This is a genomic window from Actinosynnema sp. NPDC091369, from assembly GCF_044757065.1.
In the GTDB taxonomy this organism is placed as follows: Bacteria; Actinomycetota; Actinomycetes; order Mycobacteriales; family Pseudonocardiaceae; genus Actinosynnema.
This window is the reverse complement of the sequence record NZ_JBIVUG010000007.1, coordinates 357,307-369,528: the sequence shown is the minus strand read 5'-3', so window position 1 is coordinate 369,528 and position 12,222 is coordinate 357,307. Positions and strand designations below refer to the sequence as shown.

At 73.7% G+C, this 12,222-nt stretch carries 10 protein-coding genes; 5 read left to right on the top strand and 5 right to left on the bottom strand.

The features are described 5' to 3' along the window. Positions 1-129 precede the first annotated feature (129 nt). From ACIQMJ_RS27685 to ACIQMJ_RS27670, 4 genes are read left to right on the top strand one after another with little or no spacing between them, the layout of a single operon-like run. Entirely contained in the window at positions 130-2,259 is a 2,130-nt protein-coding gene (locus tag ACIQMJ_RS27685) for a glycoside hydrolase family 36 protein (RefSeq protein ID WP_499763914.1), read from the top strand. Beyond that, entirely contained in the window at positions 2,256-3,608 is a 1,353-nt protein-coding gene (locus tag ACIQMJ_RS27680) for an ABC transporter substrate-binding protein (RefSeq protein ID WP_499763913.1), read from the top strand. The genes ACIQMJ_RS27685 and ACIQMJ_RS27680 overlap by 4 nt, the downstream gene beginning before the upstream one ends. Continuing rightward, entirely contained in the window at positions 3,605-4,291 is a 687-nt protein-coding gene (locus ACIQMJ_RS27675) for a carbohydrate ABC transporter permease (protein ID WP_499763912.1), read from the top strand. Before ACIQMJ_RS27680 ends, ACIQMJ_RS27675 begins: the two co-directional genes overlap by 4 nt. Before the next feature lie 14 nt (positions 4,292-4,305). Further along, positions 4,306-6,885, top strand: a complete 2,580-nt coding sequence (locus ACIQMJ_RS27670) for a carbohydrate-binding protein (protein WP_499763911.1) — start codon at positions 4,306-4,308, stop codon at positions 6,883-6,885. A gap of 4 nt (positions 6,886-6,889) precedes the next feature. Here the strand turns inward: ACIQMJ_RS27670 and ACIQMJ_RS27665 are convergent, their stop codons facing one another. Genes ACIQMJ_RS27665 through ACIQMJ_RS27650 form a run of 4 tightly spaced genes read right to left on the bottom strand, consistent with a single transcriptional unit; the run spans position 6,890 to position 10,856 of the window. Further along, positions 6,890-7,819 carry an AEC family transporter gene (locus tag ACIQMJ_RS27665; RefSeq protein ID WP_499763910.1) on the bottom strand — a complete coding sequence of 310 codons (930 nt, stop codon included), beginning with the start codon at positions 7,817-7,819 and terminating at the stop codon, positions 6,890-6,892. Between the two features lie 13 nt (positions 7,820-7,832). Next, complete coding sequence (locus ACIQMJ_RS27660) at positions 7,833-8,969, bottom strand: L-talarate/galactarate dehydratase (protein WP_499763909.1); 1,137 nt, start codon at positions 8,967-8,969, stop codon at positions 7,833-7,835. Positions 8,970-8,982: 13 nt separating this feature from the next. Then, positions 8,983-9,942 carry a 5-dehydro-4-deoxyglucarate dehydratase gene (kdgD, locus tag ACIQMJ_RS27655; protein WP_499763908.1) on the bottom strand — a complete coding sequence of 320 codons (960 nt, stop codon included), beginning with the start codon at positions 9,940-9,942 and terminating at the stop codon, positions 8,983-8,985. A 20-nt stretch (positions 9,943-9,962) separates the two neighbouring features. Further along, positions 9,963-10,856, bottom strand: a complete 894-nt coding sequence (locus ACIQMJ_RS27650; RefSeq protein WP_499763907.1) for a LysR family transcriptional regulator — start codon at positions 10,854-10,856, stop codon at positions 9,963-9,965. A 55-nt stretch (positions 10,857-10,911) separates the two neighbouring features. Here ACIQMJ_RS27650 and ACIQMJ_RS27645 point away from each other — a divergent pair, with 55 nt between their 5' ends. Next, on the top strand, positions 10,912-11,697 hold the full coding sequence (locus ACIQMJ_RS27645) for an endonuclease/exonuclease/phosphatase family protein (RefSeq protein WP_499763906.1): 786 nt from the start codon (positions 10,912-10,914) through the stop codon (positions 11,695-11,697). 10 nt (positions 11,698-11,707) lie between these two features. On the opposite strand, the gene ACIQMJ_RS27640 is transcribed toward ACIQMJ_RS27645, so the two are convergent. After that, the gene (locus ACIQMJ_RS27640; protein WP_499763905.1) at positions 11,708-12,199 is read right to left on the bottom strand and encodes a hypothetical protein; all 492 of its coding nucleotides are present in this window, start codon (positions 12,197-12,199) and stop codon (positions 11,708-11,710) included. Between the last annotated feature and the right edge of the window lie 23 nt (positions 12,200-12,222).

Here is a 12,222-nt window from a genome sequence, read left to right as displayed (position 1 = left end):
TCGTCCGTCAACACCACCGCGGCCACCGGCCGACCCCTACGAGCCACCCGACAACCCTACAATTCATCAACGAACTTCAGGCGCAGGACACTAGCCGCCCGGTCCTCGCCACCACACGACAGGAGCACCGTGATCTCGTTGGAGTCCGCCACGACCGTGGTCTGGGGCCACTCGGCGCTGGAACTCGTCGTGGACGTGTCCCCGGACGGCCCGGTCGGCGTCCGCACGCTCGCCACCGGTCCGCGACCCGACCACCCCAGGGCCACCCAGCCGCTGGTGGAGGTGCTGGTGGCCGGGGAGGGGCGGGCCCGTGCCTCGCACCGGTTCTCCGAGACCGCCCTCGGCACCCGCATGACCTACGCCGGTTCGGCCCGCACGCGGGACGGCGGGTGGAGCGAGCTGCACGTCGACCTGCGCGACGAGCGGACCGGGCTGGTCGCGCGCACGTCGTTCCGGTCGGTGGAGGGCGTCGCGGCCTGCCAGGTCCGCACGACGGTGACGAACCGCGGCCCGGCGCCGGTGCTGGTGCAGGGCGTCACGTCGTTCGCCGCCGGGTTCCCGGGAGCCCGGGTCGAGGACGTGGACCTGCTGCGCGGCGAGAGCGAGTGGTTGGGGGAGGGGCGGTGGACGCGCCACCCGCTGCGCGACGGCGTCACCCCCGACCTCAACCTCGGGCTGCACGGGCAGGACGGCCGGGGCCGGTTCGCCGCCGTCAGCACGGGCACGTGGTCCACCGGCACGCACCTGCCGACCGCCGGGCTGGTGGACCGCGCCGGCGGGCAGTCGTGGCTGTGGCAGGTCGAGCACAACGGCGCGTGGCGGTGGGAGGTCGGCGAACGGCTCGGCGGCGCGTACCTCGCGCTGCTCGGGCCGACCGACGTCGACCACCAGTGGCAGCACTCCCTGCCGCCGGGCGGGTCGTTCACCACCGTCCCGGTCTCGGTGGCCGTGTCGGAGTCCGGTGTGGACGGCGCGGTCGCCGCGCTCACCGCGCACCGGCGCGAGCTCGTCCGACCGCACCGCGACCGGACCGCGTTGCCGGTGGTGTTCAACGACTACATGAACACGCTGATGGGCGACCCGACCACGGCCAAGCTGCTGCCGCTGGTCGACGCCGCGGCCGACGTCGGCGCGGAGGTGTTCTGCGTCGACGCCGGCTGGTACGACGACGGCACGGGCTGGTGGGACGGCGTGGGCGCGTGGCAGCCGTCGCGGACCCGGTTCCCGAGCGGGATCGCCGAGGTGCTCACCCGCATCCGCGAGCGCGGCATGGTGCCCGGCCTGTGGCTGGAGCCCGAGGTGATCGGGGTGCGCAGCCCGGTGGCCGACGAGCTCCCGGCCGCCGCGTTCCTCCAGCGGGGCGGCGTCCGGCTGGTCGAGCACGGCCGGTACGTGCTGGACCTGCGCCACCCGGACGCCGTCGCGCACCTGGACGGCGTGGTCGACCGGCTGGTCGGGGACCTGGGCGTCGGCTACCTGAAGCTGGACTACAACGTCGACCCGGGTCCGGGCACGGACTTCGCCGCCGACAGCGCCGGGGCGGGCCTGCTCGCGCACAACCGGGCCCACCTGCGGTGGGTGGACCGGCTCCTGGACCGCCACCCCGACCTGGTCCTGGAGAACTGCGCGTCCGGGGCGATGCGGATGGATTACGCGCTGCTGTCCCGGATGCAGCTCCAGTCCACCAGCGACCAGCAGGACCCGCTGCGCTACCCGCCGATCGCGGTCGCCGCCCCGCTGTCGGTGCTGCCGGAGCAGTCGGCGAGCTGGGCCTACCCGCAGCCGGACATGGCGGACGAGCTGGTCGCCCACACCCTGTGCACCGGGATGCTCGGCCGGCTGTACCTGTCCGGTCGGCTGGACCTGATGACCGCCGACCAGCTGCGGTCGGTGCGCGACGCCGTGCGCGTGTTCCGGGACATCCGGGCCGACCTGGCGACCTCGGTCCCGGTGTGGCCGCTGGGCCTGCCCGGGTGGAGCGACCCGTGGCTGAGCCTGGGCCTGCGCTCCGGCGACGTCACGCACGTGGCCGTGTGGCGGCGCGAGGGCGCGGGCCCGGACGTGCCGCTGTCGCTGCCCCACCTGCGCGGGCGGCACGTCGACGTGGACGTGCTCTACCCGCGCCACCTGCCCGCGTGGACCCGCACCTGGGACCGCGCTGCGGGGGTGCTGACGCTGGCGCCCACCCGGCACGACACCGCTTCCGCGCGGCTCTTCCGGATCACCGCCACCCCACCCACGGGAGGATCAGCACGATGAACCGATGGATCCGGGTCGCCACCGCCGCGGCGCTCGCGCTGGGCCTCGCCGCGTGCAGCGACCCGGCCGCGGACGCGCCCGCCGGCGGTGCGGTCGGCTGGGCCGACCCCACCGCGTCGCTCGACGGCGTGCGGCTGACCGTCTGGGCGGCGCAGAACAGCACCGCGGTGCCGGAGCGGGTCGTGGCCGCGTTCGAGCAGGCCACCGGCGCGACCGTGGACGTGGTGACCATCCTCGACCCCTACGAGCAGGGCGTGCAGACCAAGGTCGCCACCGGCGACAAGCCGGACCTGGCGTTCTGGCGGCCCACCGCCTCCATGCTCACCGCCGTCAACGCCAAGGCCAACCTCCAGCCGCTCGACGACGCGCCCTGGCTGCCGAAGGTGGCGCCGGAGCTGCGCGACCTCACCGGCATCCTCGACGGCACGCGGTACGCGGCGCTCGTCACCAGCCCCGCCGTCGAAGGCGTCTACTACAACAAGGAGGTCTTGGCGGCGCACGGCGTCACCGAACTGCCGAAGAACTTCGACGACATGGTCACCCTGGCCCGCACGCTCAAGGGCAGGGGCGTCAGGCCGTTCTTCGAGATGGCCGCCGACCGGTGGGCCACCCAGTGGTGGGTGCACGTCCAGCTCGCCGACGCCGCGGCGGACGGCCTCTGGGACCGGATCAACACCAAGCAGGAGACGTTCTCCGGCCCGGTCGTGCTCGACGCGATCAAGGAGTACGAGTCGCTGATCGACGAGGGCCTGTTCAACGCCGACATCAAGACCGCGAAGTTCACCGACCAGGGCACCGCGCTGCTCGACGGCGAGGCCGCCATGGTGGTGCAGGTCGACTCGTTCTTCGGCCAGCTCCAGGCCAAGGCCGACACCGCCACGCTGGACCGCCGGATCGGGTTCTTCCCGATCTCGCCGTCCGGCCGGGTCGGCACGTTCATCCCGGACCAGTCCAACGCCCTGGTCGGGTTCCGCACCGGTGACGCCCGGCGGGAGGCCGCCGCGCGGCAGCTGCTGGCGTTCTGGATGGGGCCCGGCTACCCGGACTTCATCGCCTCCCGCAACACGGTGTCGCTCCAGCCGGAAATCCCCAACCCGCCCGGTGTGCCGCGGGCCCTGCTCGACGTGCACGCCGCCCTGCCGACCGCGGTCGGGTCCATGCAGGTCCACGCGGTCGCCAACCCGGACCTGTACCTCAACCTCGCCGACATGGTCGTCGGCACGATGTCACCGGAAGAGGTGGCCGAGGCGACCCAGGACCCCGCGATGAGCCTGGTGCTGTTCCTGCTCGTCGCGCTGCTCGCCTTCCCGCTGATCCGCCTGCTGCGCGGGCGAGAGGAGGTCCTGTGAGCGACGCGCGCGTCTGGACCAGGCTGCAACCGTTCGTCGCGACAATGCTCGCCCTGGGCGTGATCGGCGTTCCGCTGTGGCTCGTGGTGGTGCCCGCGGTGTTCGCGCTGCTCGTGTTCGGGTCGATGGCCGCGTGGGTGCTGGCCCGGCGCACCACCCGGCTCACCGCCGCGCTGTACGCGTTGGGCATCAGCGGCATCGTGCTGCCGCCCGCCGTCGTCACGGTCGTGCTGCTGCTGCGCCACCTCGGTCTGGCGGGCAGCGCGATCGGCATGATCGGCGTCTACACGGGCATCTACATGTCCACGGTCATCTTCTTCGTCACTGGGTTCGTGCGGACGATCCCGGTGGCGCTGGAGGAGGCCGCCCGGATCGACGGCGCGGGGCCGTTCACCGTGTTCCGGCGGGTGGTCCTGCCGATGCTGCGGCCGGTGCTGGCCACCGCCACGATCCTCATCTGCCTCTACGTGTGGAACGACGTGTTCTACGCGTTCTTCGTGATCGGCGGGCGGCTGGACACGTTGCCGCTCAACCTGTTCCGCGTCGCCGGCGCGGGGCTGCACCTCGACAACTGGCACCTCGTCTTCGCCTACGTGACCGTGATGAGCCTGCCGCTGGTCACCGTTCTGGTGATCGCGCAGCGGCGGATCATCGCCGGCATCACCAGCGGCGCGGTCAAGTGAGAACGGGAGCACCGATGCGACACCGACCCCCGGCGTGCACACCGGCCGTCCCGGCGGTCCCCACCGCTGCCACCGCCTGGTCGGCGACAGCCGCGGCCACCGAGACGCTGCGGGTCGACCTGGGTTCGCCCACGGGCGCGTTCCACGGCGGCGCGACCGGCATCCTCTACGGCCTCGGCGACCCCGGCGTGCCGTCGCACGACCTGATCGCCGGCATGCGCCCGCGCACGGTCTCCCAGAAGGCGCCGGGCGGCGAGCAGCACCCCAACGGCGACGCGCTGGAGGTGGCGGACGGCTTCTTCGCCGCCGGCGGCACCGACCTGCACGTCTACGCGCAGGACGTCTACAGCGGTTGGCCGTACCAGGACCTGGGCATCGACGACTACGTCGCACGGCTGCGGCCCCAGCTGGAGGCGGTCGCCGCGCGGCCGGACCGCGACCGGTTCGCGTGGACGATCTTCAACGAGCCGGACTGGATCTGGTACGGCGACTGGGCCGCGGGGAAGGACCGGTTCCTCGCCGACTGGACGCGGGTGTACCGGGTGGTGAAGTCCGTGCTGCCCGACGCCCGCATCACCGGTCCGGGCGAGACGCGGTACCGCCACGACCACCTGCGCGACCTGCTCACCCACGCCAAGGCCCACGACGTGCTGCCCGACATCGTCACCTGGCACGAGCTGGGGCCGGACTCCCTGACCACCTACCGCGAGCACCACCGGGACTACCGGGCGCTGGAGCGGGAACTGGGCATCGAGCCGCGGCCGATCACCGTCAACGAGTACTCCAACCGGCGTGACACCTCCGTGCCCGGCCGACTCGTCCAGTGGATCGCCATGCTGGAGGAGACCAAGGTCGACGGGCAGATGGCGTTTTGGACCATGGCGGGCAACCTCAGCGACCACGCCGTGCGCGCGAGCCGGGCCAACGGCGGCTGGTGGCTGACCAAGTGGTACGCCGACCTGTCCGGCGACACGGTCCGCGTCACGCCGCCGCGGCCGAGCACCAGGGACACGGTGCAGGGGCTGGCCGCGCTCGACCGTGACGACGCCAAGGCGACCGTTCTGCTCGGCGGCACCGCGAACCCGGTGGACGTCGCCGTGACGGGCCTGGACCGGCGGGTGTTCGGCGACCACGTCGACGTGCGGGTCTCCAAGACCACCTGGTCGGGCTACGAGGGTGACGCGGGGCAGCCGCCGGTAATCGCGGCGGCCAGGGTCCGGGTGGTCGGTGGCCGGGCGACGATCGCGGTGCCCGGCGGTGACCCGCTGGCCGCCTACCAGGTGGTGATCACCCGGGCGGGCCTCGGTGCCCCGCCCGCGGCCGACGCGCCGTGGCAGGCGGGCTACGAGGCCGAGTCGGGCGCGGTTGAGCACGCCGTCGTGGTCACGCAGGACGACGGCTCGGGCTCGCACGACATGGCCCAGCGCTACACCACGTCGGGCGGCAAGGACGTCGGGTTCATGCAGGACCCGGGCTCCCGCGTCACGGTCGACGTGGACGTGCCGCGGGACGGGACGTACCGGCTGGGCGTGTTCTACGGGACCGACGGGTTCGTGGGCAGGCAGGCGCTGTACGTGGACGACGCGCACGTGGCCGACCTGACCTTCCCGGCCACGTTGGACCGGGTGTACCGCGGTCGGCTCGACACACCGGTCACGCTGGCCGCGGGCCGGCACCGCGTCTCGCTGCGCACCAGCGGACCCGGCGGCTTCCTGGGCGCGCCGTCCGACGTGACGCTGGACCGGTTCGACCTGACCGAGGTCACCGGCCCGGAGCGGGCGGTGTACCCGCTCACCGAGGCGCGCCGGTCGGGCGGCACGGTCGACCGCGGCGCACGCGCGCTCCGGCTCGCCGTGCCCGGTGCGGTCGTCCTGGGCCCGGGTGACGCCGTGACCACGTACGTGTCGGCCGCCGAGGACGGCTACTACGCGTTGTCCACCACCTGGCTCGGCGCCGGGCGCGACGCGCTCGGCCTCGCCCTGTCCGGACGCCGGGTGGACGACCTGACCACCGACCGCGCCGGCACGTGGTCGGGTCGCGTGACGGCGCACCTCAAGGCCGGCGTCACGGAGGTCGTGCTGTCCAACCAGGGCCGCACGCCGCTGGTGCTCGGCACGCTGACCTCCGTGCGCGACGCCGCGTCGGACCGGCGGGCGGTCCGCGTGGAAGCCGAGGTGGGCAGGCTGGACGGGGGAGCGGTGGTGGTCCCCGGGCCGTGGGCCTCCGGCGGCGAGTACGTCGGCCGGCTGGGCCACGGCGGCACGCTGACCGTCCCGCGGCCGGCCGGGTTCGGCGCCGGCCGGTACAACCTCACGGTGGCCTACGCCCAGGCGGAGAAGAACACCGGCCACCCGTACAACACGGACACCATCACCCGGACGCTCGTCGCCACCGAGGAAGGGGGTCGCGCGACCAGCGCGCCGTACCGCCACAACTACACCTGGGACGGCTTCTGGCCGGAGACCTCGCCGCTCGACCTGGTCACCGAGGACGGCGCGCTCACGTTCGGCAACCCGGCCGCGTGGGGCCCGAACGTCGACTGGGTCCAGCTCGCACCGCTCGTCGTGGCGTCCTCGGTGACGCCGGGACGGTGAGGGTTCAGCCCAGGGCGATGGCGATGCCGGCGAGGACCGGCACCGAGAGGACGGTGGTGATCAGCACGGCGTCCCGCGCCAGTTCGGTGCCCTGGTCGTAGGCCGTGGCGTAGACGAACACGTTCTGCGCGGTGGGCAGCGCCGAGGCGATGGTGACGGCCAGCAGCGCCGGGTCGTCCAGGTGGAGCACCCAGCGGCCCAGCGCGCAGGCCAGCGCGGGCTGCGCCGCGGTCTTCAGCGCGACCACCAGCCACACCTGCCCGGCCGTGCCGCCGGAGGCGGGACGCGGCGCGCCGTGCAGGCTCGCGCCGTAGGCGAGCAGGGCGGCCGGGACGGCGAGGTCGGCGAGCAGCTCGACCGGCCGCAGCACCGGGGCGGGCGGCATCCAGTCGAGCGCGGACAGCGCCAGCCCCAGCGCGCAGCCGATCACCAGCGGTGTGCGGAAGGGCTGCGTCAGCAGGTGGGCGCGGGACGGCCCGTCCGGGCCCGCGTCGCGTGACGCGGCCAGCACGGTCAGCCCGATCGGCGCCAGCACCAGCACCTGGAACAGCAGCACGGGCGCGACCAGGGAGGCATCGCCGAGCACGTACACCGCGATGGCGATGCCGAGGTTGCCCGCGTTGACGTAGGACGTGGCGAGGGCGCCGGTGGCCAGGTGGCCGGCGCGCGGCCGCCACCGCCACCACGCGACGACGAGGTAGACCAGCGCGCACAGCACCGCGCTGCCCGCCGTGGCCACCAGGGTGGGGGACAGCATCGTGGACGGGTCCGCGTCGGCGAGGGTGAGCAGCAGCAGCGCCGGCGTCGCGATGAAGTACGAGAGCCGGGACAGCACGACGGCCGCGCCCTCGCCGAGCACGCGGGCGCGGCCGGCGATCCAGCCGACCGCGATCACCGCGACGAGGGTCGCGAAACCGGACAGGACCGCGTTCACCCGCGGGCCCCCGTCACCGGGGTGAGCCCACCTTCGCGGTCTCGACGGTCCAGGCCCGGGCCTGGTCGGTGAGCGTGATGCCGAGGCCGGGCCGGTCGGACAGGTGCATCCGGCCGTCGCGGGTCTCCAGCCGCTCCTCGAACAGCGGGTGCAGCCAGTCGAAGTGCTCGACCCACGGTTCGCGCGGGTAGGCCGCGGCGAGGTGGACGTGGATCTCCATGGCGAAGTGGGGCGCGAGCTGGAGGTGGTGGTGGTCGGCGAGCGCGGCGAGCTTGAGGAACTGGGTGATGCCGCCGATGCGCGGCGCGTCCGGTTGCAGGACGTCGACGGCCCCGGCGCGGATCAGCTCGTAGTGCTCGCCGACGCTGGTCAGCATCTCGCCGGAGGCGACGGCGGTGGTCAGCGACCGGGTCAGCTCGGCGTGGCCCTCGACGTCGTAGGCGTCCAGGGGCTCCTCGATCCACACCAGGTCGAACTCGTCCAGCGCCCGGCCGACCCGCATCGCGGTGGGGCGGTCCCACTGCTGGTTGGCGTCGACCATCAGCGGCACGCCGTCGCCGAGGTGCTCGCGGACGGCCGCGACCCGGCGCAGGTCCTCCGCCCGGTCCGGCAGGCCCACCTTGATCTTGATGCCGCCGACGCCGGACTCCAGCGTGCGGGTCGCGTTGTCCTTGATCTGCTCGACGGTCTCGTGCAGGAACCCGCCGGAGGTGTTGTAGCAGCGCACCGAGTCGCGGTGCGCGCCGAGCAGCTTGGCCAGCGGCAGGTCGGCCCGCTTGGCCTTGAGGTCCCACAGCGCGATGTCGAACGCGGCCAGCGCCTGCGTGGCCGCGCCGCTGCGCCCGACCGACGCGCCCGCCCAGACCAGCTTGGTCCACAGCCGGCCGATGTCGTTGGGGTCCTCGCCGATCAGGTCGGGCGCGACCTCGCGGGCGTGCGCGAACTGGGCGGGCCCGCCCGCGCGCTTGCTGTAGCCGAACCCGACGCCCTCCAGCCCGGCCTCGGTGCGGATCTCGGCGAACAGCACCGCGACCTCGGTCATCGGCCGCTGCCTTCCGGTGAACACCTTGGCGTCGCTGACTGCGGTGGGCAGCGGCAGGGTCACCGACGACAGCGCGACCTCGCTGATCCGGTCGGAACTGGCGGACATCGGACTCCTTCGCTCAGGCGACGCGCTGGACCAGGGTGGTGAGCCGGGCCAGCTCGTCGTCGGTCAGGTCGCTCAACGGCGGGCGCACGGGGCCGCCGTCCCGGCCCACGGCGGTCAGGCCGGCCTTCACGATCGACACCGCGTACCCGCGGGCGCGGTCGCGGATGTCCAGGTAGGGGATGACGAAGTCGCGCAGCATCCCGTACACGGCGGCCCGGTCCTGCGCGCGGACGGCGGCGTAGAACCGCAGCGCGAACGCGGGCGCGAAGTTGAACAGCGCCGACGAGTACGTGGTCGCGCCGAGCTGGAGCAGCGGCAGGGCGAACGTCTCCGCGGTCGGCAGGCCGCCGATGTAGATCAGCCGGTCGCCGACGCGGGCGTAGGTGCGGGTCAGCTGCTCGACGTCGCCGACCCCGTCCTTGAGGCCGATCAGGTTGGGGTTGCGGTCGGCCAGCTCGGCCACGGTCGCGTCGGTCAGCACGGCGTTGGCGCGGCTGTAGACGATCACGCCCAGCCCGGTGGCCCGGCACACCGCGGAGACGTGCTCGACCAGCCCGCGCTGGCTGGCCTCGGTGAGGTAGGGCGGGAACAGCAGCACGCCGGACGCGCCCGCGGCCTCGGCGGCACGCGCCTGCGCCACCGACACGGCGGTGGCCCCGGTCGCCGGCGCGATCACGGGCACCTTGCCGCCCACCTCGTCCACGGCGACGCGCACGACCCGGTCCACCTCGTCGGGGGTCATCGAGAACCCCTCGCCGGTGCCGCCGGCGGCGAACAGGCCGGCCACGTCGAAGCTCGACTGCCAGGCCAGGTGCTCGCGGTAGCGGGCCTCGTCGAAGCGCAGCTCGGCGTCGAAGTGGGTGACCGGGAAGGACAGCAACCCGGAGGCGAGTCGGTCGGCGAGAGCGGCGGGGTTCGTCACGACCACACCGTATGGACCAGCGGTGATGCATGTCCAAGAGTTCTTTGGCATGGCGTGATGCTCGGCGTGCATCACTCGAAGGGCGTGCGGTCCTCCAGGACGCGCAACGTCCGCCACAGCGCCGGGTTCGCGCAGGCCCGCAGCCACACCAGGTGCAGCTCCACCGGCCGGGCCACCGCGGTCTCCAGCCGGACGAATTCGACGCCGTCGATGCGCAGCCGGGCCGCGGACTCCGGCACGAACGCGACCCCGCGGCCCGCCGCGACCAGCCAGAGCATGGTGAGCACCTGGCCGACCGTGTGCACGACGTGCTCCGGGGCCACCGGCACGGTCCGCACGACCAGGTCGTAGAAGTACCGCGCGTCCGTGGGCGAGTGCATGATCACGCGCTCGCGGACCACGTCGGCGGCGGTCGCGTCCCGCCCGAGCGCCGCCAGCGGGTGCCCGCCGGGCACGGCGACCAGCAGCCCCTCCCGGTGCAGCAGCCGGGAGCCGAACGTCGCCTCGTCGAACGGCGGCCGGCCCAGCCCCAGGTCGATCTCCTCGTTCACCAGCGCGGCGACCTGCTCGCGGGTCACCAGCTCGGCCAGCTCCACGTCCACGTCCGGCAGGTGCCCGGCCAGCTCGTCCAGCAGCCGGCCGAGCACGCCGTAGGTCGCCGCGGCGGTGAAGCCGACGCGCACCACGCCGCTGGACCCCGAGGACACCCGCCGGGCCAGCTCGGGCGCGGTGTCGGCCAGCGACAGCAGCCGCCGCGCCTCGACCAGGAACACCTCGCCCGCCGCGGTGAGCGTGACGCGGCGGTTGTCCCGGACCAGCAGCTGCGCGCCGACGGCCCGTTCCAGCTTCTGGATCTGCCTGCTCAGCGGCGGCTGCGTCATCGCCAGCCGGGCGGCGGCACGGCTGAAGTGCAGCTCCTCGGCGACGGCTACGAAACCCCGTAGCTGCTCCAGCGTGAACGCCATGCGGGGAAGGTATCAACCCTGGTCACGGCCGGTGGGGTGGGCGAGGATGGTCGGCATGGGCCTTCTCCGTTCCCGCCGGGCCGCCGGCGCCGCCCTGGCCGTCCTCCTGCTCTGCGGGCTGGTGACGCCGCCCGCCACCGCCGCCACCGCGTTCAAGGTGTTGCAGCTGAACCTGTGCAACAGCGGTGTCGCCGGCTGCTACCAGGGCGGGCAGGCCGTGGGCGAGGCCGTGACGATGATCCAGCGCCGACTGCCGGACGTGGTGTCGGTGAACGAGGTGTGCCTGTCCGACCTGCCCCGGCTGACCGCCGCCGTGGGCACGACCGCCGAGTACCGGTTCGCGTTCGCGCTGCGGAAGACCACGGGCGCGAACATCGAGTGCACCGACGGCCGCGGCGCGTACGGCAGCGCGATCATCGTCAAGGAGGGCATCCGTTCCGGCGGCCAGGGCGTCTACACCGCGCAGGACAGCGGCACCGAGGTCCGGGCCTGGGCGTGCGCGCTGAGCGAGGTGCGCGCGTTCACCGCCTGCACCACGCACCTGAGCACGACCGCGACGACGGCGCTGGCGCAGTGCAAGGAGCTCGTGCCCGCGATCGTGCTGGGCCACGACCCGACCGGCTCCGCCACGACCCGGCACGTCGTGGCGGGCGACCTGAACCTGAGGTACAGCCCGGGTTCGGCGACCAGCGCGCAGAACTGCGTGCCGTCGGGGTGGTTCCGCAAGGGCGACGGCGACGTGCAGCACGTCATCGCCCGCACGCTGACGTTCGTGTCGACGCAGGAGTACGCCATGTTCCGCACGGACCACCCGGCGTTCGTGGTCAACTACACGTTCTGAGGCCGGCCGTTCAGCGGTCGAGCGCTTCGCGGAGCACCCGGACGGCCTTCGGGCCGACGCCGTGCACGGCGAGCAGCTCGGCGTCGCTCAGCTCGGCGACCTGGGCGAGCGTGGTGACGCCGAGGGCGGTGAGCGCCCGGGTGGCGGGTCGCCCGATGCCCTGGGGCAGGTCGCCGACCTCTCCCGGCTCGGCGGTCTCGGCCGCGACGGTCCGCGCGGCGAGGTCCTGCGGGACCCGCGACAGCCACGCCCGCCGCACCCAGTGGTCGAGCCGCTGACCGTCGACGTCGCCGAGCGGGACGCGCACGCCACCGGTCAGCCGCTCGGCGGTCGGGTGGGCCGCGAGCACCGCGTCCACCTCCGCGGCGGGCAGGTGGAGGTGGACGCGGTCGTGCTCGTCCGCCGAGGCGAACCGCTCGCCCCGCACGGTGAACGCCCCGTCGTGCGCGGCCACCTCGGGCAGCGACAGCGCGGTCTTCTGGAGCTGGTCGAAGGTCGTCACGCCGTGATTGCACCACGGCTCGG